The sequence below is a fragment of the Litorivivens lipolytica genome (assembly GCF_014191715.1).
Taxonomy (GTDB): domain Bacteria; phylum Pseudomonadota; class Gammaproteobacteria; order Pseudomonadales; family Spongiibacteraceae; genus Litorivivens; species Litorivivens lipolytica.
Window position 1 is genome coordinate 186,665 of record NZ_JACHWY010000001.1, and the last position, 24,152, is coordinate 210,816.

Annotated in this window: 22 protein-coding genes; all 22 read left to right on the forward strand. The window is 55.7% G+C overall.

Annotated elements, in window-relative coordinates; all coding sequences use genetic code 11:
* Positions 1–29: 29 nt before the first annotated feature.
* The 22 genes from bamA (at position 30) to ndk (ending at position 24,145) form a co-directional block, all read left to right on the forward strand.
* A complete protein-coding gene (gene bamA / locus FHR99_RS00815; RefSeq protein ID WP_425488610.1) occupies positions 30–2,600 on the forward strand; it encodes an outer membrane protein assembly factor BamA in 2,571 nt (856 codons plus the stop codon).
* A gap of 37 nt (positions 2,601–2,637) precedes the next feature.
* Positions 2,638–3,150, forward strand: a complete 513-nt coding sequence (locus tag FHR99_RS00820; protein ID WP_183408644.1) for an OmpH family outer membrane protein — start codon at positions 2,638–2,640, stop codon at positions 3,148–3,150.
* Between the two features lie 8 nt (positions 3,151–3,158).
* Positions 3,159–4,199 carry a UDP-3-O-(3-hydroxymyristoyl)glucosamine N-acyltransferase gene (gene lpxD, locus FHR99_RS00825; protein WP_183408645.1) on the forward strand — a complete coding sequence of 347 codons (1,041 nt, stop codon included), beginning with the start codon at positions 3,159–3,161 and terminating at the stop codon, positions 4,197–4,199.
* 9 nt (positions 4,200–4,208) lie between these two features.
* Positions 4,209–4,646: a 3-hydroxyacyl-ACP dehydratase FabZ gene (fabZ, locus tag FHR99_RS00830; RefSeq protein WP_183410065.1), complete on the forward strand. Its 438-nt coding sequence runs from the start codon at positions 4,209–4,211 to the stop codon at positions 4,644–4,646.
* A gap of 1 nt (position 4,647) precedes the next feature.
* Positions 4,648–5,418: an acyl-ACP--UDP-N-acetylglucosamine O-acyltransferase gene (gene lpxA, locus FHR99_RS00835; protein ID WP_183408646.1), complete on the forward strand. Its 771-nt coding sequence runs from the start codon at positions 4,648–4,650 to the stop codon at positions 5,416–5,418.
* A 90-nt stretch (positions 5,419–5,508) separates the two neighbouring features.
* Positions 5,509–6,672: a lipid-A-disaccharide synthase gene (gene lpxB / locus FHR99_RS00840; protein ID WP_183408647.1), complete on the forward strand. Its 1,164-nt coding sequence runs from the start codon at positions 5,509–5,511 to the stop codon at positions 6,670–6,672.
* Positions 6,665–7,267 carry a ribonuclease HII gene (gene rnhB / locus FHR99_RS00845; RefSeq protein ID WP_183408648.1) on the forward strand — a complete coding sequence of 201 codons (603 nt, stop codon included), beginning with the start codon at positions 6,665–6,667 and terminating at the stop codon, positions 7,265–7,267. The genes lpxB and rnhB overlap by 8 nt, the downstream gene beginning before the upstream one ends.
* Positions 7,264–10,737, forward strand: coding sequence for a DNA polymerase III subunit alpha (gene dnaE / locus FHR99_RS00850; RefSeq protein ID WP_183408649.1), 3,474 nt, complete (start codon positions 7,264–7,266; stop codon positions 10,735–10,737). The genes rnhB and dnaE overlap by 4 nt, the downstream gene beginning before the upstream one ends.
* Before the next feature lie 80 nt (positions 10,738–10,817).
* The gene (locus FHR99_RS00855) at positions 10,818–11,768 is read left to right on the forward strand and encodes an acetyl-CoA carboxylase carboxyltransferase subunit alpha (protein ID WP_183408650.1); all 951 of its coding nucleotides are present in this window, start codon (positions 10,818–10,820) and stop codon (positions 11,766–11,768) included.
* Between the two features lie 18 nt (positions 11,769–11,786).
* A complete protein-coding gene (gene tilS / locus FHR99_RS00860; protein ID WP_183408651.1) occupies positions 11,787–13,049 on the forward strand; it encodes a tRNA lysidine(34) synthetase TilS in 1,263 nt (420 codons plus the stop codon).
* Between the two features lie 192 nt (positions 13,050–13,241).
* Positions 13,242–14,780 (forward strand): cytochrome-c peroxidase, encoded by a 1,539-nt coding sequence (locus FHR99_RS00865; protein WP_246386426.1) that lies wholly within the window; start codon positions 13,242–13,244, stop codon positions 14,778–14,780.
* Positions 14,781–14,941: 161 nt separating this feature from the next.
* Entirely contained in the window at positions 14,942–16,390 is a 1,449-nt protein-coding gene (gene sufB / locus FHR99_RS00870; RefSeq protein WP_183408652.1) for a Fe-S cluster assembly protein SufB, read from the forward strand.
* Between the two features lie 60 nt (positions 16,391–16,450).
* On the forward strand, positions 16,451–17,200 hold the full coding sequence (gene sufC / locus FHR99_RS00875; protein WP_183408653.1) for a Fe-S cluster assembly ATPase SufC: 750 nt from the start codon (positions 16,451–16,453) through the stop codon (positions 17,198–17,200).
* Positions 17,200–18,507, forward strand: a complete 1,308-nt coding sequence (sufD, locus tag FHR99_RS00880; RefSeq protein WP_183408654.1) for a Fe-S cluster assembly protein SufD — start codon at positions 17,200–17,202, stop codon at positions 18,505–18,507. The genes sufC and sufD overlap by 1 nt, the downstream gene beginning before the upstream one ends.
* The gene (locus tag FHR99_RS00885; RefSeq protein ID WP_246386427.1) at positions 18,504–19,748 is read left to right on the forward strand and encodes an aminotransferase class V-fold PLP-dependent enzyme; all 1,245 of its coding nucleotides are present in this window, start codon (positions 18,504–18,506) and stop codon (positions 19,746–19,748) included. Before sufD ends, FHR99_RS00885 begins: the two co-directional genes overlap by 4 nt.
* Before the next feature lie 23 nt (positions 19,749–19,771).
* Entirely contained in the window at positions 19,772–20,125 is a 354-nt protein-coding gene (locus FHR99_RS00890; protein WP_183408655.1) for a HesB/IscA family protein, read from the forward strand.
* A gap of 14 nt (positions 20,126–20,139) precedes the next feature.
* Positions 20,140–20,673 carry a putative Fe-S cluster assembly protein SufT gene (gene sufT, locus FHR99_RS00895; RefSeq protein WP_183408657.1) on the forward strand — a complete coding sequence of 178 codons (534 nt, stop codon included), beginning with the start codon at positions 20,140–20,142 and terminating at the stop codon, positions 20,671–20,673.
* Positions 20,673–21,101, forward strand: coding sequence for a SufE family protein (locus FHR99_RS00900; RefSeq protein WP_425488590.1), 429 nt, complete (start codon positions 20,673–20,675; stop codon positions 21,099–21,101). The genes sufT and FHR99_RS00900 overlap by 1 nt, the downstream gene beginning before the upstream one ends.
* Positions 21,098–21,856, forward strand: a complete 759-nt coding sequence (gene trmJ, locus FHR99_RS00905) for a tRNA (cytosine(32)/uridine(32)-2'-O)-methyltransferase TrmJ (protein ID WP_183408659.1) — start codon at positions 21,098–21,100, stop codon at positions 21,854–21,856. The genes FHR99_RS00900 and trmJ overlap by 4 nt, the downstream gene beginning before the upstream one ends.
* Positions 21,857–21,908: 52 nt before the next feature.
* Positions 21,909–22,379, forward strand: a complete 471-nt coding sequence (gene iscR / locus FHR99_RS00910; protein ID WP_183408661.1) for a Fe-S cluster assembly transcriptional regulator IscR — start codon at positions 21,909–21,911, stop codon at positions 22,377–22,379.
* Positions 22,380–22,409: 30 nt separating this feature from the next.
* Positions 22,410–23,567, forward strand: coding sequence for an IscS subfamily cysteine desulfurase (locus tag FHR99_RS00915; RefSeq protein WP_183408664.1), 1,158 nt, complete (start codon positions 22,410–22,412; stop codon positions 23,565–23,567).
* 149 nt (positions 23,568–23,716) lie between these two features.
* Entirely contained in the window at positions 23,717–24,145 is a 429-nt protein-coding gene (gene ndk, locus FHR99_RS00920) for a nucleoside-diphosphate kinase (RefSeq protein WP_183408666.1), read from the forward strand.
* Positions 24,146–24,152 lie beyond the last annotated feature (7 nt).

The following is a 24,152-nucleotide window of genomic DNA, read 5'->3' on the forward strand; positions in this document are numbered from 1 at the left end:
GCCAAGGACTGTTGGTGTTCTCAAAGATTGTGAAGCGTTTTTTACTCTGTATGCTGCTCGTGGCGGCAGGTTCTGCGTGGTCGGTTGAACGCTTTGTGATAAGCGATATCCGTGTCGAGGGTCTGCAGCGTATTTCCCCGGACACCGTGTTTGCCGCATTGCCCATGAATGTGGGGGACCGTGTGAGCGAGGAAGCTCTGGCGAATGCGGCCCGTTCCCTGTTCCGCACCGGTAACTTCGACGATATCAAGATTGGTCGCGACGGCGATGTGCTGGTCATTCTGGCGGCAGAACGCCCCTCGATCAGTGAAATCAATATCGATGGTAACAAGGCCATAAAAACCGAAGCCCTGCTGGACGGCCTGAAAAATGCTGGTTTGGCAGAGGGGCAGGTCTTCAAACGCTCCACCCTTGAAGGCATGCGGATGGAGCTGACCCGTCAGTATGTGTCGCAGGGTCGCTACGATGCCTCGATTGAAACTGACGTTATTGCGCAACCGCGCAACCGGGTAGCGGTCAGCATTCATGTGAATGAGGGTAGCACCGCGGCGATCAAGCACATCAATATCGTCGGGAACCATGCCTACGACGACGAAACTCTGCTCGACGAATTTGAGCTGAAGCCCACCAACTGGCTTAGCTGGATTACCAGTAGCGACAAGTACGCCCGCGAAAAGCTTAAAGGTGATCTTGAGAAACTTAGCTCCTGGTATCTGGATCGCGGTTATATCAAGTTCAATATCGATTCGACCCAGGTAGCGATCAGCCCTGATAAAGAGTCGGTTTACATTACCGCGAATATCACCGAGGGTGACGTCTATAAAGTCGGAAAAGTCGAGTTGTCTGGTGATGTGGTTCTGCCGGAAGAGCAGCTAACGCCTTTCCTGCTGCCAAAGACCGACGAGACCTTTTCTCAGGCCAAGCTGACAACTACGGAAGAGCTGTTGACCAAGCGCCTGGGTAACGATGGTTACAACTTCGCGCGAGTGTCTGGTATTCCGGAAATCAATGACGAAGAAAAAATTGTTGATCTGAAATTCTTTATCGATCCGGGCAAGCGCACCTACGTGCGTCGCGTGGACTTCTCCGGTAACCACCGTACGTCTGACGAGGTACTGCGTCGCGAAATGCGTCAGATGGAATCGGCACCGGCGTCCCAGTCCAACATCGAATTGTCGCGTGTACGCCTTGAGCGGTTGGGCTTCTTTAAGGAAGCGAAGGTCGAAACCCGCGAAGTGCCGGGTACGGACGACATGATCGATCTGGAATACGTGGTCGAAGAACAGAGTTCCGGCTCACTGGCTGCCAGCGTTGGTTTCTCTCAGGATAGCGGTCTGATTCTGGGTGCCAATATCCAGCAGAACAACTTCTTCGGTACCGGTAAACAGGTGGGTATTGGCCTGTCGCGTTCGGACTTCCTGACCAATATCAGCTTTAACTACATGGAGCCGTACTACACCGAAGATGGTGTGAGCCGCGGTTTCAGCGTGTACTACCGCAAGGCGGATCTCGATGAGGTCAACATCGCCAGCTACACCACCAATACCGCCGGTGCGTCGTTGAACTTCAGCTATCCGCTGTCTGAAATTCAGCGTCTGGGCTTTAGTCTCGGCTTTGCCAATACCGAAATTGATGCGGGTATTGGTGCAGTACAGGAAATTAAGGCCAGCCCGCGTTTCTTTGATACGGTCAATCAGTTCTATCAGTCGAACTTTGATAGCACTACGGGCACCTACACCGGACCGGAAACCCTGCAACCGCTCAGCGCGCTGCCCGCCGGTTCTACACCGCAAGGTGATCCGGGCTTCCTTGATCTTTATGGGGACGAGTTTAACAACTACACCGTATCGACCAACTGGCGTCGTTCGACCCTGAACCGCGGCCTGTTGGCCACCCGTGGTACCTCACAGACTCTGTCGCTGGAAGTGGCACTGCCGGGGTCAGACACCGAGTACTACAAGCTTATGTTCAATGGTCAGGCTTATGTGCCCCTGATCAATGACTTTGTGCTGCGCTTCAAGACCGAGTTGGGCTACGGCGACGGCTATGGCGATCTGGATGAGCTGCCCTTCTTCGAGAACTTCTATGGCGGTGGCTTTGGCTCTATTCGCGGCTATAAGAGCAATACCTTGGGCCCGCATAGTACGCCCGCGCAGATTTACCGGGTATCTCAGGCGGCAACCGCCGTTGACGGCAGCGGGAACGCAACTACGCTGTCTCCGGAACTCGCCTATGTACTCGATCCGGCGACCGGCCAGTTGATCACGACGCCCTTTGAGCGCGATACCGATCCTTTCGGCGGGAATATCCTGATTGAAGCCAGTATTGAACTGCTGGTGCCGCTGCCCTTTGTGAAGGATCAGCGCTCCGTGCGCTCCGGCTTCTTCTTTGATGCGGGTAATGTATTCAGTTCGAGCTGCCGCTCCACCCAGCTCAACTGTTCAAGTGTGGATTTGTCGAAACTGCGTTATTCTGCGGGTTTTGGTCTGACCTGGATTACGGGTATGGGCCCGCTGACCTTCAGCTTGGCGCGGGCGTTGAACGACGAGGCCATCGACGAGACCGAAGTGTTCCAGTTCTCGCTGGGGCGCACCTTCTAAATAATGATGTAACACGGATAAAACCGGGAGAAGTATTGTGTTGAAACTGAAAACTGTCGCCTTATCGCTGCTGCTGGCTGTTGCTGCCAGCGCTTCACTGGCTGCGGAAAGCATTGTGGTACTTGACGTGCAGGCTGCCATCCTGAACAGCGACAAGGCTCAGGATCGTCTGAAGGCCATGCGTGAGGAAAAGGAATTCAAGGCCAACCTGAAAGAAGTTGAAAAGCTGCAGGAAGAGCACAACGAGCTGGTTGCCAAGCTGAAAAAAGACAGCGCAGTGATGAATCAGGAGCAACTGCAGGCCCAGACCCAGAAAATCAGCGAAAAGCGTTCTGATATCGAGCACGTTTATCGCAAGCTGAAAGCTGCCGAACAAAAGCTGGTGCAAGAAGTGGTTCAGGAACTGGGGCCGAAACTGCAGGAAGTGGTTAACAAGATGATCAAGGATGACAACATCGGCATGATCCTTGATGCCAAGGCGACGCTGCACGTGACCAACGCCTACAATATTACCGCCAAGGTTACCGACAAAATTAACCAGGCCAAGTAAAGCGCGTTATGACTCCGTCCTCGACTTTTACGCTGGGTGAGCTGGCAGAACAGCTACAACTGGAGTGTGTCGGGGACGCGAATCTCGAAATTCGCGGGCTGGCGACGCTAGCGTCCGCGGGCGAGGGGGAGCTTACCTTTCTCGCCAACCCCAAATACCGCCGCCAGCTCGCAGATACTCGGGCCAGTGCGGTGATTCTACATCGCGATCTGGCATCGGAAACCGATCTGCCGGCGCTGATCTCTGATAATCCCTACCTTGCCTTTGCCCGCGCCAGTGCCTTGTTTGACGATACGCCGTATCTCGAGGGCGTTCACCCCAGCGCGGTGGTGGCCTCGACGGCGCAGCTCGGTGAGGGCGTTAGCATCGGTGCAAATGCTGTTGTTGGTGAGCACTGTGTGATCGGGGAGGGGACGACCCTGCATCCGGGAGCAGTGTTATCCGATCATGTGACGCTGGGGCCACGCTGTGTGATCTTTCCCAACGTCAGCATCTACCACCGGGTTACAATAGGCAGTGACGCTCGTATTCACTCCGGGGCCGTAATTGGTGCCGATGGATTCGGGTTTGCACCGAATCAAGGGGCCTGGACCAAGATATTCCAGCTCGGCGGCGTGCGTATTGGCGACCGGGTCGAAGTGGGCGCAGGCACCACGATAGATCGCGGTGCGCTCGATGACACCGTTATCGGGAACGATGTGATATTCGACAGTCAGGTGTTGATCGCCCATAACGTGGTGATTGGCGATGGCTGTGCCTTTGCCGGGCGCGCGGCAGTAGCCGGTAGTACAACGATTGGCAAACACTGCACAGTGGGTGGTGGAGCCGGTATCATAGGTCATCTGACCGTTGCGGACCGGGTACATGTAACCGCCTGTACGCTGGTGACCAAATCGATTAACGAGCCGGGTGTGTCCTATTCATCGGGTACCCCGATGATGCCAACGAGTGACTGGCGGCGCAGTGCGGTTCGTTTTGCTCAGCTCGATACGATGAATAAACGTATCGCTGAGCTAGAAAAGCAATTTAAAGAAACTTCTGGGAAATAACGCTTCATGTTGATGGATGTAAATGAAATTCGGGAATACCTCCCGCACCGCTATCCCTTTCTGTTAGTGGATCGGGTTGTAGAGATCGAGCTGGGCAAAAGCATTACGGCCATCAAGAACATTACGATCAATGAGCCGATCTTCAATGGTCACTTTCCCGAGATTCCTATATTCCCAGGCGTTTTGATTATTGAAGCCATGGCGCAGGCAGCCGGTATTCTCGGTTTCAAAACCATGAACAAGAAACCTTCCGACGGTTCAATTTACATGTTTGCCGGCGTCGACAATGTGCGCTTCAAGCGTCAGGTGGTGCCGGGCGATCAACTGGAAATGAAAGTCCAGTACGTGTCAGACAAGCGAGGCATCTGGAAATTCGAGTGCCAATCTTACGTGGAAGGTACGCTCGCCTGCTCCGCGACTATTCTGTGTGCAGATCGGGCCCGCTGAAATGATTGATCCTCGCGCCATCATTGATCCTTCCGCAAAGATTGGTGAGAACGTCGAGATCGGCCCCTGGACCATTGTTGGTCCGGATGTCGAGATTGGTGATGACTGTGTGATTGCCTCCCACGTGGTGCTGAAAGGCCCGACAGTGATGGGCAAGGGCAACAAGATCTACCAGTTTTCTTCTGTCGGTGAAGATACACCGGATCTGAAATACAAGGGTGAGTCCACACGCCTCATCATCGGCGAGAACAATGTGATTCGCGAAGGTGTGACCATTCACCGTGGCACCGTGCAGGATCGCGGCGAAACGGTTATCGGCAATAACAATCTGCTGATGGCCTACGCGCATGTGGGGCATGACTCGGTGGTGGGCAATCACTGCATTATGGTGAACAATTCCGCGCTGGCGGGGCATGTGATCCTCGGTGACTGGACCATCCTCAGCGGTTATGCACTGGTGCATCAGTTCTGCAAACTCGGCGCCCACAGTTTTCTCGGCATGGGCGCGGCCGTCGGTAAAGACGTACCGGCCTATGTCACGGTGACCGGCAACCCGGGTGAGCCGAAGGGCGTTAACTCGGAAGGCCTGAAACGTCGAGGCTTCAGCAGTGAGGCCGTTAGTGATATTCGACGCGCCTACAAGCTGATTTACCGTCAGGGTCTGACGACCGACGAAGCGCTGGAACGTCTTGAAGAAATGGCCCAGAAAACACCGGAAGTGCAATTGCTGGTGGATTCTATCCGTCAGTCCGCGCGAGGAATTGTTCGCTAGGCCTTTGTAAGAGGCGTTCGTTAAAGTCGCTCGCAAAGCGATTTTTCTATCTCAAGCTGAAACAGCACACATAATAAGTTGCCGGAGCCCATGGCAAAACGAAGACTGCATATTGGTATTGTCGTCGGGGAGGCCTCCGGCGATATTCTTGGGGCCGGTTTAATGAAGGCCCTGCAAAGCCGCGCCGACGCTGCGGACATTGAACTTCACTTTGACGGAATAGGCGGGCCCCGCATGATCGCGGCTGGCTTTCATAGCTTCTATCCGATGGATCGCCTGTCTGTGATGGGCTTTATTGATCCACTCAAGCGTCTGCCGGAACTGCTGCGCATGCGCAAACACCTGAAACAGCATTTTCGGCGCACCCTCCCGGATGTTTTTATCGGTGTTGATTCGCCGGATTTCACCCTGAATATCGAAGCCGACCTGAAACAGGCCGGTATCAAAACCGCGCACTATGTCAGCCCCTCAGTGTGGGCCTGGCGTCAGGGGCGGATCAAAACCATCGCTCGCGCCGTTGATATGATGCTGACGCTGCTGCCTTTTGAAGCGGCTTTCTATGAGGCGAATCAGGTGCCGGTGCGCTTTGTTGGCCATCCTCTGGCCGATGAATTTCCCCTCGAAGACCAGCGCCAATCTGCGCGTCATACGCTCGCTATCGATGAGAGTGAATTGGTACTGGCGGTCTTGCCGGGCAGTCGCGGTGGCGAAGTGGGGCACCTTGCGCCGGCTTTTCTGGATACCATCGATTGGTTGCACCAGCAGCTGCCTCAACTCAAGGTCTTGATTCCCGCGGCCAGTGCCGAGCGGCGCAGTCAGATAGAAACCTTGTTGGCAGGCCGTGATACGCGTGTGACGCTGTTGGATGGTCAGTCCCGTGAGGTGATGGCGGCGGCCGATGCGGTTTTGATGGCTTCGGGGACTACCACACTCGAAGCCATGTTGTTGAAACGGCCGATGGTGGTGGCTTACCGACTGGGATCACTGAGTTACAAGCTCCTGTCTCGTCTGGTGAAAACGCCCCATATTTCACTGCCTAATCTGCTCGCAGGCGAAGCGCTGGTTCCGGAAATTATTCAGGACGAGGTGAGGCCAGATGTAATTGGGCCCTTGCTGCTGGAACGACTTTCGGGGGGTGAATCGGTCGACGTCTTGAAGGCTCGCTTCCGCCAAATGCACGAGGATATTGCACTGAACGCCAGTGACAGTGCTGCCGACGCCATCTTGAAACTGGCCGAGGTGAATCATGGCTGATCTGTTTGATACGTTTGAGTTTCCGCTGCTGACTGCGGGCGTCGACGAAGTTGGGCGCGGTCCGCTGGCCGGGGATGTGGTAACTGCGGCGGTGATTCTCGATCCGGACAAGCCCATTGTGGGTTTGAACGACTCCAAGAAACTGACCGAGAAAAAACGACTGGCCCTGTTTGATGAAATTCGAGAAAAGGCTCTGAGTTACAGCATTGCCCGTGCCTCTATCGACGAGATCGACAGTCTGAATATTCTGCAGGCCAGCTTGCTCGCCATGAAGCGGGCGGTGGAAGCGCTGCCGGTTCAACCGAAATATGTTCTGGTAGACGGTAATCGCCTGCCGAAATGGCAGTACCCGGCGCAGGCGGTGGTGAAGGGCGACAGCCTGCATCCCTGCATCGGGGCTGCGTCCATTCTGGCCAAGGTCACCCGCGATGCGGAAATGGACGCGCTGGCCGAGCAGTACCCCGAGTATGGTTTCGCCAGCCACAAAGGCTATCCTACCAAGGTTCATCTGAACGCCTTGCGCGAACATGGCATTACGCCTTTTCACCGACGCTCCTACGCGCCGGTACGGAAAATTGTCGAGGAGCTTTCATGACCGGTTTCGTTCACCTCCGCGTACATTCCGAATATTCCCTGTCAGACGGCATCGTTCGTATCAAGCCGCTGATCAAAAGTGTCAGTGAGCTGGGCATGCCGGCGGTGGCACTGACTGACCGTTGCAATTTTTATGCGCTGATTAAATTTCACAAGGCCTGCTATGGCGCTGGCGTAAAACCCATTTACGGTAGCGACTTTTACCTGCGCGACGAACACGACCCGGAACATATCAGTCAGATTGTGGTGCTGGCCCGCAATAACGACGGCTATGCCAATATGCGGGTGCTGATTTCTCGCGCTTATCAGGAAGGCCAGCAGCAGGGTAAGGCCTATATTCAGCGGCAGTGGCTGCGTGAGCACGGAGAGGGTTTGATCGTACTTTCCGGCGGCCGCGAAGGTGATGTTGGGCAGTATCTGTTATCGGGCAAGCGCGATCTTGCAGTTGAGTGTTTGCGCGGCTGGATGCAGGATTTTCCCGATTGCTTCTATCTGGAATTGCAGCGAACCCACCGCGAGTATGAAGAGGACTATCTGCACGCGGCGGTAGAGTTGGCAGCAGAGATGAACTGCCCGGTCGTTGCTACCAACGACGTGCAGTTTCTCAAAGCCGAAGAATTCGAAGCCCACGAAACCCGTGTGTGTATTGCCGATGGTCGAACGTTGGATGATCCTCGCCGTCCGCGTCGCTACAGCGCCGATCAGTATCTGCGCTCGCCGGAAGAAATGGCGGAGCTGTTTTCCGATATTCCGGAAGCGTTAGAAAACACGGTCGAAATTGCCAAGCGCTGCAATGTCGAGATTGAACTGGGTACTTACTACCTGCCGGAATATCCCATCCCGGAGGGCATGACCCAGGACGAATTTTTCCGCCAGCTTTCCCATAAAGGTCTGGATGAGCGCTTGGCCTTTCTGTTCGATACCAGCGCGCCGGACTTTCCGGAAAAGCAAAAAGAATATCGGGACCGACTCGACTTTGAGCTCGATATCATTTTGCAGATGGGCTTTCCCGGCTACTTCCTGATCGTAATGGACTTTATCCAGTGGGCCAAAGACCACGGTATTCCGGTAGGTCCGGGCCGGGGGTCCGGTGCCGGCTCACTGGTCGCTTACGCGCTGAAGATTACCGACCTAGACCCGATTGAATACGACCTGCTGTTCGAGCGCTTTTTGAATCCCGAGCGGGTCTCGATGCCCGACTTTGATGTCGACTTCTGTATGGAAGGCCGCGACCGGGTGATTTCCTATGTGGCGGATCACTACGGTCGCGATGCAGTCAGTCAGATCATCACCTTCGGCACCATGGCGGCGAAGGCTGTTGTGCGCGATGTGGCGAGGGTGCAGGGCAAGCCCTACATGGTGGGCGACAAGCTTTCCAAACTCATCCCCTTCGAAGTGGGTATGACTCTGGAAAAAGCCTACGAGCAGGAAGAGGCTCTGCGTCAGTATCTCGAGGAAGACGAAGCGGGTCAGGAAATCTGGGATATGGCCCTCAAACTTGAGGGTATTACCCGGGGCGTTGGCAAGCACGCCGGGGGCGTGGTCATTGCGCCTTCCAAGCTGACCGATTTCTCGCCGCTGTTTTGCGACGAAACCGGCAGCGGTCTGGTTACCCAATACGACAAAAACGATGTGGAAGAGGCGGGCCTGGTCAAGTTCGACTTCCTTGGTCTGCGTACCCTCACCATCATCGATTGGGCGCTGGAAATCATCAATGGCAAGCGCGCCAAAGTGGGTGAAGAAGTGCTCGACATTATGGCGATTCCGCTGGACGACGCCGATAGCTTTACGCTGCTGAAGCGCGCTGAAACCACCGCGGTATTCCAGCTTGAATCCCGCGGTATGAAGGATCTGATCAAGCGCCTGCTGCCGGACCGTTTTGAAGACATCGTCGCACTGGTGGCCCTGTTCCGTCCGGGGCCGCTGCAGTCGGGGATGGTTGATGACTTTATCAACCGGAAGCACGGCCGTGAAGAGCCGTCTTATCCTCACCCCCAATACCAGCACGAATGCCTGAAACCGATTCTTGAGCCCACTTACGGCATCATCCTGTATCAGGAGCAGGTCATGCAGATCGCCCAGGAAATGGGCGGCTACTCGCTTGGCGGCGCTGACTTGCTGCGGCGGGCTATGGGTAAGAAAAAACCGGAGGAAATGGCTAAGCAGCGACAATTGTTTCTGGATGGCGCCACCGGCAAAGGGTTTGATAAGGATCTCGCCTCCAATATCTTCGACCTGATGGAAAAATTTGCGGGCTACGGTTTTAACAAATCGCACTCTGCCGCCTACGCGCTGGTTTCCTATCAGACGGCGTGGTTGAAAGCTCATTACCCGGCGGAATTTATGGCCGCGGTCATGAGTTCGGAATTGGATAACACGGACAAAATCGTAACCTTCATCGAAGAATGTCGGGCGATGAGGTTGCCGCTCAAATTGCCGGATGTGAATCAGGGCGAGTACAAGTTCACGGTTAACGATGACGGCGAAATTATCTACGGCCTCGGCGCGATTAAAGGTCTGGGGGAAGGCCCGGTTGAAAACCTGATCGCCGCGCGCAAGGAAGGCGGTCCGTTTAAAAACCTGTTCGACTTCTGTACCCGCACTGATCCGCGCAAGGTAAACAAGCGTGCACTGGAAGCCCTGATACGTGCCGGTGCCTTTGATTCACTCGGCGAAGACCGCGCGGTATTGATGGCCAGTTTGCCGGAAGCCGTGAAGGGGGCCGAGCAAACTGCCAAGAATGAAGAGGCGGGCATGCTCGATATGTTCGGCGAAACACTGGCCGCTGATGATCGCGATGTGTACGAAGATTTTCGCAATGTGCGCCGTTGGAATACGCGAGAACGGTTGCAGGGAGAGAAGGATACACTCGGGCTGTATGTCACCGGTCATCCAATTGATGACTACGAAGCCGAGATTCGCCAGTTTGTACCCAAGCGGATCGTCGACCTGAAGCCCGATAACCAGAACAGTAAGGTGGCGGGCCTAGTGGTTGGCATGCGGGTGATCAAAACCCGGCGTGGGGACATGGCGGTAGTCACGCTGGACGATCGCAGTGCGCGGATAGATGCGGCGCTGTATTCAGAAACGTTTCAGCAATGCCGCGAAAAGCTGGGCAAGGATCAGATCCTGGTCGTCGAGGGCAAGGTGTCCCACGACGATTTTACCGGCGGTCTGAAAATGTCAGCCGACTCGCTGGTGACCCTGGACGAGGCTCGGGAAGCGCGCGCGAAACGTTTGCGCCTGAAACTGTCTTCGGAGCAGATGGCGGAGCAATTTATTCAGCGGGTGAAATCTCACCTGCACCATGCCAAGGGCGGTTCCTGCCCGGTGATCATTGCCTATCAGCGGGAGGAATGCAGCGCCGATATCCGCCTTGGCGAGGAATGGCTGGTTCGGCCAAATGACGAGCTGATTCATCGTTTACGTGACGACTGCGGCATTAATAACGTGGTCATCGATTACGATTAACGTATAATAGAATGCTCTTACATATTGTTTTTTAAGCAAAAATAAGTGTTCAGTGTTAACTCTGAAGAGATTGCTCAGTAATGAATCCGAACTACCTAGACTTTGAACAACCCATCGCCGAACTGGAAACCAAGATCCAGGAATTACAGTTGGTGGGCAACGACAACGATCTCAACATTACTGAAGAAATCACCAAGCTGCGGGAAAAAAGCACCAAGCTTACCGAGAAGATTTTCAGCTCCCTGACTTCCTGGGACATCGTAAAAGTGGCGCGCCACCCGATGCGCCCTTACTCGCTGGATTACATCAACCGCATTTTTGAGGATTTCGACGAATTGCACGGCGATCGCCGTTTTGGCGACGACAAGGCCATTATCGGGGGGATCGCCCGTCTCGGCGGCAAGCCGGTCATGGTGATTGGCCAGGAAAAAGGCCGCGGCGTGCAGGAGAAGGTCAAACGCAACTTCGGTATGCCGAAGCCGGAAGGTTACCGCAAGGCTCTGCGCCTGATGGAACTGGCCGAGCGCTTCAAGCTGCCGGTTATCACCCTGATCGACACCCCCGGGGCCTATCCTGGCATCGATAGTGAAGAGCGGGGCATCAGTGAGGCCATCGCCCAGAATCTGGCGGTGATGTCGCGCCTGAAGACACAGGTTATTTGTGTGGTCGTGGGTGAGGGCAGCTCCGGTGGTGCGATTGGCATCGGTGTCGGTGACCACCTTGCCATGCTGCAGTACTCCACCTACTTCGTTATCTCGCCGGAAGGCTGTGCCAATATCATCTGGAAAACCAGTGAAAAGGCGCCGGATGCGGCTGAGGCTATGGGGGTTACCTCCAAGGTGCTGGAAGAGCTGGGTATTGTGGATGCGACCATTCCCGAGCCCTTGGGCGGCGCCCACCGGGATATCGATCTGATGGCCGAGCGCCTGAAGAAACACCTGCTGGAACAGCTGCAGGATCTGCAATCCCAGCCCATGGACGAGTTGCTGGCGCGTCGCTATGAGCGCCTGATGTCCTACGGCAACGGTTGATAATTGACCGGATTCAGTATGGAATCCGTTCTGCTCGATTCTCTCAAGTCCTACCTCGACCGCCCGCGCTGGGTGGTCGCCTTCAGTGGTGGGCTCGATTCTACCGTACTGCTCCACGCCCTGAATGCTTTGCCCGAGCGGCCAGAACTCCATGCCCTGCATATTCATCACGGCCTGCAATCCGAAGCTGATAGCTGGCAGCGCCATTGCGAGGACTTTGCTCGCCACCACGGGATTGGGTGTTCCGCCCTTAAAGTCTCGGTGGAAGACAGCGCCAGTATCGAGGAGGCGGCCCGCAGGGCGCGCTATGAAGCCTTTGAGCAATTTCTGAACCCCGGCGATGTGCTGTTACAGGCTCACCATCTGGATGATCAGGCAGAAACACTGCTGCTCAGATTTTTTCGCGGTACGGGCCTGGAAGGCTTGCGCGGCATGCCCGCAGCCCGCGATCTGGGCGAGGCGGTTCTGGTCAGACCCTTGCTGGACGTTTCCCGACGGGAATTGGAAGACTACGCGGCGCAGCATCAGCTGGCGTGGATAGAGGACCCGAGTAATCGCGACACCGGTTTTGATCGGAACTATCTGCGCCACAAAATTTTGCCGCAGGTTGAAGCTCGCTGGCCGGGTTATCGCACCACGCTGGCTCGCCTTGCCGGGCTGGCAGCAACAGCCCTGCCGGATGACGCGGTCAGCAATCTGACTTTCCACAGTCGCAAAAGCACTTGGTCGGCACTGGATCTTGATGCATTGCGCAGCCTAGATGAGGGCTCTCGCAATGCGGCACTGCGTCAGTGGTTGGGGCAGGCCGGTATTACGCCGTCGCTGGCGCAGCTGCAGGCCTTGCAGAAATCCATGCTCTGGTCGTCGCCTGATGCGGAGCCGGTCTTTGAATTGGGGCCATTCCAGGTACGTCGGTTTCAGGAAGTGCTCTACATTACCCGCCTGACGTCGTTTGACCCGGAGCTGGAAGTAAGCTGGGACGGCGGGGCGGCACTGGAGCTACCCGGTGCGGGCACGCTGAGTGCTCTGGGCGGTGATCAACCCGAGCGTTTCACGGTGCGTTTTCGTCGCGGGGGTGAGCGCTGTCAGCCCGCAGGTCGTGCTCATTCTCAGCGCCTTAAAAAGCTCCTTCAGGAAAGCCATATTCCACCCTGGCGGCGCGACCGGCTGCCGCTGATCTATCTCGACGGGGAGCTAGCTGCCGTCGCCGATCTCTGGATTTGCGCTGACTTCGCGGAAAGGCTGGCGGGCTGGCGATTCGCGTGGGAGCCCGAGGGCTAATCTTCAGCTCAAGTTCACTCTAGCGGTCTTGTGAAGCAACTCTCGTTGATGGCGAGAGCTGGTTTTTATTTTTTCGAGTTCCGCTGAATTTCTGTTTGTTTTTCGCACATCTTGCTGTCGCTCAGCGTTAATCGGCGTCAGTTTCATCGCTATTATCCGTCGGCGTGAAACAACAGCACGGAGAGCCTCACCTTGGCTGCGAAAACATGTGTGAAACACTATTTGTTGCTGGTGCCCGCAGTACTGATGCTACTAGGCTGTCGCGCCGATGACAGCAATAGCCCCAGTGCTTTATCTACAGCGCCAGTTGGAAACAGCGCGCTTGATGAGCAATTGCGCCCCTTGATCAATCACCTGAGCGGGAATCCCGCAGCCGGCCGCGGGTTGCCGGGCATTGAAGATCCTTTGGCGCAACTGGGTATGCGCCTTTTCTTCAGTAAAAGCCTCGGTGGTGATTTCGACTCGGCGTGTGTGACCTGCCATCATCCCGCACTGGGTGGTGGCGATAATCTTTCGCTTTCTGTGGGTGTGGGAGCGGAGAATCCAGATGTATTGGGCGTGGGTAGAAAACCTCGAGAGGGTGCCCCACTGGTGCCAAGGAATGCACCGACGACCTTTAACATTGCGCTGTGGGATCGGAGCTTGTTTCACGATTCCCGAGTAGAAAATTTAACACCGCAAAGCAGCGGTCCCAATGGTGAGGGGGCGGCAATCAGAACACCGGACAGTCCGTTTGGTGTGGTTGATCCCTATGCCGGACAAAATCTGACGGTCGCTCAGGCCCGTTTTCCTATCACCTCGAAAGAGGAGATGCGAGGCGAGTTTGACCCGCACGGTAACAACGACAGCTGCCGTGATTTGCTGGCTGCGCGAATTGGCGACTACGGTGCGGGTGCTGGAGAGCTGGCGCGCAATGAATGGCTTGGCGAGTTTCAAACGGCATTTCAGAGTTCTGCCCCGGCAGAAGAGCTTATCACCTACGACAATATTGCCCTCGCCCTGGCGGAATATGAACGCTCCCAGACCTTTGTCGACATACCATGGAATGACTATGTTCGCGGGGATGTGTCCGCCATTAGCGACTCTGCCAAACGCGGGGCGATACTCTTTTTTACATCGAGCGACCAAGGCGGAGCCAATTGCTCGGCCTGTCATAGCGGCGATTTCTTTACCGACGAAGGTCATCATATTGTTGCCTTCCCCCAAATCGGTGTCGGTAAAGGGGACGGGGCACACGGAGATGATGATTTTGGTCGCATGAGAGAATCCGGACAGTCTGAAGATCGCTACCGGTTTCGCACGCCGACTTTGTTGAATATTGCGCTCACGGCCCCTTATGGGCATGCGGGGGCTTACGCCACACTGGAAGCAGTGGTGCGTCACTACAATGATCCTGTGGCGGAGGTTAATCGATACTTTGATGGGGGAGGCTGGTGCTCGCTCCCCCAGTTTGAGGGCGATGCGCAGTGCAGCAGTCACTTCCCGAATGCCCGCGCCAACTCCGAGCTGGCGCTCGATGAGCTTGCTCGCGAACGCTCTGGGGCTATGAGCAAGTTTCCTGCGGTGGATTTAAGCGAGCAGGATATCGCCGATCTGGTGGCCTTTCTGAATACCTTGACGGATCGCTGTGCTGCCGATGCTGACTGTATCCAGCAGTGGATTCCTCCCCGTGATGGTGGGCCCGATGACCAGCAATTGGCAGCGGTGGATGCGCAGGGCGCGCCGCTTTAGACAGCGGTGATCTATCTCTCGAAATAGTTGAGTAATTTACTGGGTTTTGACACAATATGCCCCCCTCCAGTGGGGCATTCCGCGCTTGTTTTGCGTAGCGGTGCCCAGTGTTCTGGATGGTGTAGTTATTTGATTTCTCAAAGTATTTCGAGTCCAGGACTATGTCACAAGGCGAACAGGCCCAAATTGATAACCTGCTGAAGAACGACTATGAAGCAGGTTTTTACACCTCGGTAGAGTCCGATACCCTCCCGCCGGGGCTGGATGAAGACGTCATCCGCTTTATTTCCGGCAAGAAAGGTGAGCCCGAGTGGATGCTGGACTGGCGTCTGGAGGCTTACCGCGGCTGGCAGGAAATGACCGAGCCCGAGTGGGCCCACGTGCGTTATCCCAAGGTCGATTTTCAGGCGCTGTCCTATTTTTCCGCGCCGAAGAGCATGGCTGACAAGCCGAAAAGCCTCGACGAGGTTGACCCCGAGCTGCTGCGCACTTATGAAAAGCTGGGTATTCCCCTGCACGAGCAGGAGATGCTGGCGGGTGTGGCGGTCGATGCGGTGTTTGACTCGGTTTCCGTTGCCACCACTTTCCGCAGCAAGCTGAAAGAAGCGGGCGTGATTTTCTGCTCGATCTCCGAGGCGGTTCACGAATACCCGGAGTTGGTGAAGAAGTATCTGGGCTCGGTGGTACCGCGCAAGGACAACTTCTACGCGGCTCTGAACAGCGCGGTCTTCAGCGATGGCTCCTTTGTGTATATCCCCAAGGGCGTGCGTTGCCCGATGGAGCTTTCCACCTACTTCCGCATTAACGAAGCCAAAACCGGCCAGTTTGAGCGCACCCTGATCATTGCCGACGAGGGCAGCTATGTGAGCTACCTCGAAGGCTGTACCGCGCCCATGCGTGATGAGAACCAGCTGCACGCCGCCGTGGTTGAGCTGGTGGCGCTGGGCGATGCGCAGATCAAATACTCCACCGTGCAGAACTGGTACCCGGGTGACAAGGAAGGCAAGGGCGGTATCTACAACTTCGTGACCAAGCGCGGTGTTTGCCACGACAACGCCAAGATTTCCTGGACCCAAGTGGAAACCGGCTCAGCAGTGACCTGGAAGTATCCCAGCGTGGTGCTGCGTGGGGATAACAGCGTGGGTGAGTTTTACTCCGTCGCGCTGACCAATAATTTCCAGCAGGCCGATACCGGCACCAAGATGATTCACATGGGCAAGAACACCCGCTCAACCATCATCTCCAAGGGTATTTCTGCTGGTCAAAGTCAAAACGCCTACCGCGGTCTGGTACGTATGAGTCAGCGCGCCGAAGGTGCCCGGAACTACACCCAGTGTGATTCGCTGTTGATCGGTGATCGCTGCGGTGCCCATACCTTCCCCTACATCGAAAGCCGTAACCCCAGCGCGGTGGTAGAGCACGAAGCAACCACGTCCAAGGTCAGCGACGATCAGCTCTACCTCTGTCAGCAGCGTGGGTTGGATGCGGAAAAAGCCGTATCACTGATTGTGAATGGCTTCTGTAAGGAAGTATTCAAGGAATTGCCCATGGAGTTTGCGGTTGAGGCCGGCAAGCTGCTGGAAGTGAGCCTGGAAGGCTCGGTAGGTTAACGGTTTATAAAGGTCCGGCAGACAAATCCGGGCCAGAGAAATTCTGGAGAGTATCAGTCAATGTTGTCTATCAAAGATCTGCGCGCCAACGTCGGCGACAAGGAAATCCTCAAGGGCCTCAGCCTGGAAGTGAAGGCGGGCGAAGTGCACGCCATTATGGGCCCCAACGGTTCCGGTAAAAGTACGCTGGGCCATGTGCTGGCGGGTCGTGAAAACTATGAGGCTACCGCCGGTTCGGTCGATTTTGATGGCAAGAACCTGCTTGACATGGATATCGAGGAGCGTTCGCGTGAAGGTTTGTTTCTCGCGTTCCAATACCCAGTCGAAATCCCCGGTGTCAGCAATATGGAATTTCTGAAAACGGCCGTCGATGCCGTGCGTGAGCACCGTGGCATGGAGCCGATCGATTCCGTTCAGTTTATGAAGCTGGCCCGCGAGAAGTGCAAGGCCGTGAATCTGGACGATCAGTTTCTCAAGCGAGGTGTGAACGAAGGTTTCTCTGGCGGTGAGAAAAAGCGTAACGAACTGATGCAGATGATGCTGCTCGAACCCAAGCTGTGCATCATGGATGAAACCGACTCCGGTCTGGATATCGATGCTCTGCAGGTCGTTGCCGAAGGCGTTAATGCGATGCGCAGTGAAGATCGCGCCATCGTGCTGGTCACGCACTATCAGCGCCTACTTGACTATATCAAGCCTGACTTTGTCCACGTTCTTTCCGGTGGCAAGATCATCAAATCCGGCGATCGTTCTCTGGCCCTTGAGCTGGAAGAAAAAGGCTACGGCTGGATCACCAAAGAGGTCGCGTAATGGCAGCGTTTACCCAACAGGCGGCGGAACTGACGCCAGCCGGGCTGAACTGGCTGGCCGACTTTAATCAGCGCGGTCGCGAGCGCTGGAAGGTCACTCCATTTCCGACCCGGAAAACTGAAAACTGGAAGTACACCAGCCTGCAGGCGCTAGCCGACGGCAGCTATTTGCGCTGGCCCCAAGCCAAAGGCGCCGAGCTGTCCGAACAGGTGGATGCTATCGAAGGTCTGGATGCCTGCGCCCTGATTTTCGTGAATGGTGTGTTCGCGGAAAGCCTGTCCTGCAATAATTTGCCGGAAAGCGTGGAAGTGGTGCGTTTTTCACAGGCGAATGAGAGCCAGCAGCAGGCCATTCTGGCGAAGCTGGGCAGCATTGCTGACAGCGAGAAACACCTGTTTGCGGCTTTGAATGATAGCTGGTTGCAGGAAGGGGTTTATCTGCACGTGGCAAAAAACGCTCACGTAAAGCAGCCCATTTATATTCACCACATCACCACGCCGGAAGCGGAAAATTTTGCGGTTAACCAGCGCCTGCTGGTGCATGTGGAATCTTCTGCTGAAGCGACGGTGGTCGAACATTTCAGCAGTACAGAAGAAGCCCAGAACTGCTTTACTAACGCCATAACCGAGCTGCAACTGGATGCCAATGCCCGTCTGACCCATTACCACCTGCATCTGGAAGAAGAGAATACCCTGCACATCGGCGGCGTTCACGTGAATCTGGAGCGGGACGCCACGCTGAACAGTTTCATGATGAGCCTGGGTGCCAACCTGCAGCGTACCGATGTGGTAGTAAATCATCGCGGCGAGGGTGCGCATTGTGGTCTGAACGGCATCTATCTACCGAATCACAAGCACACGGTAGATTTTCACACCTGCATCGAACACGCGGTGCCCAACTGCACCACCCACGAAGTGTTTCGCGGCATTATTGGCGACCACGGCAAGGCCGTGTTCAACGGTCGCATCCATATTCATCAGGATGCCCAGAAAACCGTGGCGGATCTCAGCAACAAGAACCTGCTGACCAGCCATAATGCCGAAGTGGATACCAAACCCGAGCTGGAAATCTACGCCGACGATGTGAAATGCAGCCACGGTGCAACCATTGCCCAGCTGGAAGAGAAAGCCCTGTATTACCTGCAAAGCCGCGGTGTGGATCGCGAGCGCGCAGAAATCATGCTCAGTTTTGGTTTTATCAATGAATTGCTGGAGCAGTTGGCTCACGTTCCCGTGCGCGATTACCTGACGCCGCTGGTTTCCGAATTGTTCGAGAAAAAATTTGATCGGGCGAGGGCGTCGGCATGAGCGTGGCGGCAGCTACCATGACCGGTTTTGATGCGAAGACCTTGCGCGCAGACTTTCCTGCTCTGCAGCAGGAGGTTAATGGCCAGCCGTTGATTTACCTCGACAATGCGGCGACCACGCAGAAGCCGCAGGCGGTCATTGATGCGCTGTCGAATTACTACAGCCGTGACAATTCCAATGTGCATCGCGGAGCGCACGCGCTGAGTGATCGTGCCACGGTCGCCTTTGAAGATGCCCGTAAGAAAGTTGTTCAGTTTCTGAATGCCGGCAGCAGCAAGGAAGTGCTGTGGACGCGCGGCACCACCGAGAGTATCAATCTGGTGGCCAGTAGCTATGCGCGCAGTGTGCTCAAGGAGGGCGACAGGATTCTGGTGTCGGCCATGGAGCACCATTCCAATATTGTGCCCTGGCAACTGGCCGCACAGACCTGCGGTGCGGAAGTGGTCGCGATTCCGGTCTCGGAAAACGGTGAAGTCGAACTCGATGCGTATAAAGCCTTGCTGGATGAGCGCGTAAAGCTGGTAGCGGTCGGGCATGTATCCAATGCGCTGGGCACCGTGAATCCTATCCGCGAAATGATTCAGCTTGCCCATGATGCAGGCGCCAAAATTCTGATTGATGGCGCTCAGGGCGTGCCGCACTTTGACGTGGATGTGCAGGCACTGGATTGCGATTTTTACGCTTTCTCAGGTCACAAGATGTATGGCCCCACCGGCACCGGTGTGCTGTATGGCAAGGAAGCATTGCTCGAGCAAATGCCGCCTTACCACGGTGGTGGTGAAATGATTAAAACCGTCAGCTTTGACGGCACTACCTTTAATGAGCTGCCTTTTAAATTTGAAGCCGGCACCCCAAACATTGGCGGTGCGGTCGGCTTGGCAGCGGCGGTGGATTATCTGCAGGGCATTGATCGGGCGGCCTTGGCGGCCCACGAGACCGCGCTGATGCAATACGCCCATGAACGGGCGGCAGGTTTTGAGGGTCTAAAGCGTATCGGCTGCGCCAAAACCATTGCCGGTGCCTTTTCCTTTTTGCTGGAAGGCGTACACCCGGCAGATGTGGGCATGTTGCTGGATCAGCAGGGTATTGCGGTTCGCACCGGTGATCACTGCGCCCAGCCCATCATGAAACAGTTTGGTATTCCCGGCACCGTGCGAGCGTCGTTTGCGCTCTACAACACCCGTGAGGATGTAGATGCGCTGTTTGCCGGTCTCGAAAAAGCCAAAACTTTTTTGCTCTGAGTCTGAATTGGTTGGAGTGAGTTATGAGTGTTGAATCCTTTTCTCCCGAGCAGGCGCTCAGCGTCACGGAAGCGGCGCAGGAGCACTTTCGCAAGCAGCTGTCGGAAAAGTCTGACGGTGCTATTCGTTTGTCAGTCAAGGAAAGCGGCTGCACCGGCTACAAATACGTGATCGATATTGTCGAGCAGAAAGAAGCAGATGATATCGCCATTGCGCTGGATAACGGCGTCAAGCTGTTCGTCGCCTCCGATGCCATGGGCATGATGCGCGGCACCCAGATTGATTACACCCGCGAAGGGCTGAATCGCACCCTGAAATTCATCAACCCGAATGTGTCTGATGAATGCGGTTGCGGCGAAAGCTTTAACGTCGGCTAGGGTAGAGAAAACACATGGAACGCAGAATGGTGACAACGGTCACCGATTGTCCGGGGCGGATTGTGCCGGTGGGCACGCCGATTACGATTCCCAAGGATAACTTTGTCACCATCACCCAAGCCTTGGGTGGCAACTACACGGTGACCTACAACGGCAATATGGTGCGGGTAGATGGCACTGATGCGGCGGCGTTGGGTCTGGAACCGGAAGTGCTGGAATTCGAACAGCCCGACGGCGATGACATTCTCGAAGAGCAGGTGTGGGACGCATTGCGTACCGTATTTGACCCGGAAATTCCGGTGGATCTGGTGAATCTCGGTTTGATTTACAAGGTTGAGATCGAGCAAGCCGATAAAAGCGTGTACATCGAAATGACCCTGACCGCACCCGGTTGCGGCATGGGCCCGGTGCTGGTGGGTGACGTGGAGTACCGCGTGGCGCAAGTGCCGAATGTGAAAACGGTGCAAGTGGAATTGGTATTCGACCCACCCTGGAGCCGGGAGATGATGTCGGAAGAAGCCCAGCTCGAAACGGGGATGTTTTACTGATGAGTGCCAACCCTTTTGGTCGCAGTATTTCGGCAGAAGATATTGTCGATACCCTCGGTTTTTTTGACAGCTGGGAAGACCGCTACAAGTACATTATCGATCTAGGCAAGGAACTGCCGGCAATGCCGGACGAGTTGAAAACCGAAGATCGGCTGATTCGCGGTTGCCAGAGTCAGGTCTGGCTGGAAACTGAACAGCAGGGCGAGACCTTTGAATTTCAGGCCGACAGCGACGCCTTTATTGTTAAGGGGTTGCTGGGGGTGATTCTCGCGGCCTACAACAACAAGGCCGCCGATGACATTCTGGCCTTTGATATTGAACAGTATTTTGAACAACTCGACTTACTGCGCCACTTGAGCCCGACCCGCGGCAACGGTTTGCGCGCAATGGTCCAGCGTATTCGCGAGATTGCGGGAGAGCCGGCGTGAGCCTCGACAATATTCGCATCGTTCTGGTGAACACCTCTCACCCCGGCAATATCGGGGCGGTGGCGCGCGCCATGAAAAATATGTGTGTCAGTGATCTGGCGCTGGTGTCGCCGAAGAAGTTTCCCCACGACGAAGCGACCTGGCGGGCATCCAATGCCACCGACGTGCTCGACAGTGCGAAAGTGTTTGAAACTCTGGAAGAGGCGATTGCCGACTGCGGGTTGGTGATTGGTACCAGTGCCCGTGGCCGTCGCATTCCCTGGCCGCTACTCGATCCGCGCAATTGCGCCAAGCAGGCCTACGGTGAAGCCTCAAAACACAAAGTGGCTTTGGTGTTTGGCCGCGAAGATCGCGGGCTCACCAATGAAGAACTGCAGCTGTGCAACTTGCACGTCAACATTCCCGCTAACGAAGAGTACAGCTCGTTGAATCTGGCGATGGCGGTGCAGGTGCTGTGTTACGAGTTGCGCATGACGGCACTGGATGGCCAGCTCAGCAGCAACCCGCTGGAAGAGTGGGACCAGCCGCCAGCAACGGCGGACGCTTTGGCACGTTATATCGTGCATCTTGAGGAAACCCTGACGGAGTTGGGCTTTCTGCGAGCTGATGCGCCCAAGCAGTTGATGACCCGTCTGCAGCGTCTGTATACCCGGGCGCGACCGGACGAGATGGAAGTGAATATTCTGCGCGGCATTTTGACTGCCACGCAGTATCAAATCCGTCAGCAGAAGCTTGCGACGGACGAGCGGAACTAATGGATTCGGACAGCTTGCGCGCAGAACCCGCGTAAGGGGAGGTCATAGAGAAATGCGATTGACCACAAAAGGCCGCTATGCGGTGACCGCCATGCTCGATCTGGCTCTGCACAGTGGTCAGGGGCCGGTCAGCCTGTCTGAAATTTCTTCGCGACAGCATATTTCCCTGTCTTATCTGGAGCAGTTGTTCGCCAAATTGCGCCGCCGCGGTCTGGTAAAAAGCATTCGCGGCCCCGGTGGTGGTTACTGTCTGGATCAGCCCACCGAAAATACCTTTGTGGCTGACATTATCGACGCAGTAGATGAAAGCGTGGACGCCACCAACTGTTCCGGTGAGGCCAACTGTCAGGAAGGAGAGGTCTGTTTGACCCACCATCTGTGGAGTGACTTGAGCGATCAGATTCATACCTTTTTAAGTGGCATCAGTCTGGCCAGTCTGGTCGAGCGCCGCGAAATTCAGCAGATCGCGACGCGCCAGAATCATCGCGAAGCCGATCAGATCGCCATGACCATGGTTGATTGATGGCTGAAACAAGAAGGGTTTGATTGAGTTATGCAGTCTCCAATTTACCTCGACTACGCTGCCACCACGCCGGTAGACCCCCGCGTCGCCGAGAAGATGGCCGCCTGCCTTACTCTGGAAGGCAATTTTGGCAATCCGGCATCACGCTCCCATCTGCTTGGCTGGAAGGCCGAAGAGGCGGTAGAAAATGCCCGTCGACAGGTCGCTGACCTCATTGGCGCGGATAGCCGCGAAATCGTCTGGACCTCGGGCGCGACCGAAGCCGATAACCTCGCCATCAAAGGCGTGGCTGAAGCCTATGCCGAGCGCGGTCGCCATATCATCACCTCGCGAATTGAACACAAGGCCGTGCTGGATACCTGCGAATATCTGGCGGGCAAAGGCTTTGAGATTACCTATCTGGATGCCGACGCCAGCGGCGTGATTGCACCGGAAGCCGTTGCCGCTGCGCTGCGCGACAATACGATTCTGGTCAGTCTGATGCACGTGAATAACGAGCTGGGTTCCATCAATGATCTAGCGGCCATCGGTGAGGTACTGAAAGATCACCAGGCGTTTTTTCATGTGGACGCGGCTCAAAGTGTCGGCAAGCTTCCGCTGAATCTGGCGGAGCTTTCGGTGGATCTGATGTCCATCTCTGCCCACAAATGCTACGGCCCGAAAGGCATCGGTGCGCTCTATGTGCGCCGTCGCAGCCAGTGCCAATTAGCGATTCAGATGCACGGCGGTGGTCACGAGCGGGGTATGCGCTCGGGAACCCTCCCGACGCACCAGGTTGTAGGTTTGGGCGAAGCCTGTGCGCTGGCGGCCGATACCTTGGAGGCTGAGCAGCAGCGCCTGACAGCACTTCGTCAGCAGTTTCTCGCGCCCTTGCAGGCATTGGAAGGTGTGACGGTGAATGGCGACGGCTGGCCCGGTATCGCCAATGTCAGTTTTGCCGAGGTAGATGGTGAATCCCTGTTGATGTCACTGCGTAATCTGGCGGTCTCAACGGGATCAGCCTGTGCTTCGGCGACGCTGGAGCCCAGTTACGTACTGCGCGCCATCGGCGTGGAAGAGAAGCTGGCCTTGAGCTCGGTGCGCTTCAGTTTCGGTCGTTACACCACGGCTGAGGAGCTGGAACAGGCTGCTACTCAGGTGGTCGAAGCCGTTAATCGACTGCGCGGCGCCCAGCGGCAGGCTGGGTAGCCCCATTCATCGTCTGACTTCCCGCCATTCGCGGGGTCGCGGCATATTCATTTCACTCAGATAAGCTTATAATTAGCGGATTTTGTGAACGAACCAGCGGCTTCCGCTGGTTTTTTTAAATACTTTGTTTTTATTGGAGAAATTGACTGATGGCTGTGGAACGTACTCTTTCCATTGTGAAACCCGATGCGGTAGCAAAAAATGTAGTTGGCGAGATTTACAGCCGCTTTGAAAAAGCCGGTCTGCGCATTGTTGCTGCCAAGATGCTGCGCCTGAGCCGCACTCAGGCCGAAGGTTTCTACGCCGAGCACAAAGGCCGTCCGTTCTTCCCCGCCCTGGTTGACTTCATGACCTCTGGCCCGGTGACCGTTCAAGTGCTGGAAGGCGAGAACGCCATTGCCAAAAACCGCGAGCTGATGGGCGCGACCAACCCGAAAGAAGCTGAGCCCGGCACCATCCGCGCTGACTTTGCTGAGTCTATCGACGCTAACGCAGCCCACGGTTCTGACTCTCCGGCTTCTGCCGAGCGCGAAATTGCATACTTTTTCGCCACAAGCGAGATCTGCGAGCGCGATTGAGCTGCAT

What these genes read in the sequence shown, in the direction of transcription:
- lpxD (WP_183408645.1), top strand. Translation starts at nt 3,159, where the DNA reads ATGACTCCGTCCTCGACTTTTACGCTGGGTGAGCTGGCAGAACAGCTA.
- lpxA (WP_183408646.1), top strand. Translation starts at nt 4,648, where the DNA reads ATGATTGATCCTCGCGCCATCATTGATCCTTCCGCAAAGATTGGTGAG.
- lpxB (WP_183408647.1), top strand. Translation starts at nt 5,509, where the DNA reads ATGGCAAAACGAAGACTGCATATTGGTATTGTCGTCGGGGAGGCCTCC.
- rnhB (WP_183408648.1), top strand. Translation starts at nt 6,665, where the DNA reads ATGGCTGATCTGTTTGATACGTTTGAGTTTCCGCTGCTGACTGCGGGC.
- dnaE (WP_183408649.1), top strand. Translation starts at nt 7,264, where the DNA reads ATGACCGGTTTCGTTCACCTCCGCGTACATTCCGAATATTCCCTGTCA.
- FHR99_RS00855 (WP_183408650.1), top strand. Translation starts at nt 10,818, where the DNA reads ATGAATCCGAACTACCTAGACTTTGAACAACCCATCGCCGAACTGGAA.
- tilS (WP_183408651.1), top strand. Translation starts at nt 11,787, where the DNA reads ATGGAATCCGTTCTGCTCGATTCTCTCAAGTCCTACCTCGACCGCCCG.
- sufB (WP_183408652.1), top strand. Translation starts at nt 14,942, where the DNA reads ATGTCACAAGGCGAACAGGCCCAAATTGATAACCTGCTGAAGAACGAC.
- sufC (WP_183408653.1), top strand. Translation starts at nt 16,451, where the DNA reads ATGTTGTCTATCAAAGATCTGCGCGCCAACGTCGGCGACAAGGAAATC.
- sufD (WP_183408654.1), top strand. Translation starts at nt 17,200, where the DNA reads ATGGCAGCGTTTACCCAACAGGCGGCGGAACTGACGCCAGCCGGGCTG.
- FHR99_RS00885 (WP_246386427.1), top strand. Translation starts at nt 18,504, where the DNA reads ATGAGCGTGGCGGCAGCTACCATGACCGGTTTTGATGCGAAGACCTTG.
- FHR99_RS00890 (WP_183408655.1), top strand. Translation starts at nt 19,772, where the DNA reads ATGAGTGTTGAATCCTTTTCTCCCGAGCAGGCGCTCAGCGTCACGGAA.
- sufT (WP_183408657.1), top strand. Translation starts at nt 20,140, where the DNA reads ATGGAACGCAGAATGGTGACAACGGTCACCGATTGTCCGGGGCGGATT.
- FHR99_RS00900 (WP_425488590.1), top strand. Translation starts at nt 20,673, where the DNA reads ATGAGTGCCAACCCTTTTGGTCGCAGTATTTCGGCAGAAGATATTGTC.
- iscR (WP_183408661.1), top strand. Translation starts at nt 21,909, where the DNA reads ATGCGATTGACCACAAAAGGCCGCTATGCGGTGACCGCCATGCTCGAT.
- FHR99_RS00915 (WP_183408664.1), top strand. Translation starts at nt 22,410, where the DNA reads ATGCAGTCTCCAATTTACCTCGACTACGCTGCCACCACGCCGGTAGAC.
- ndk (WP_183408666.1), top strand. Translation starts at nt 23,717, where the DNA reads ATGGCTGTGGAACGTACTCTTTCCATTGTGAAACCCGATGCGGTAGCA.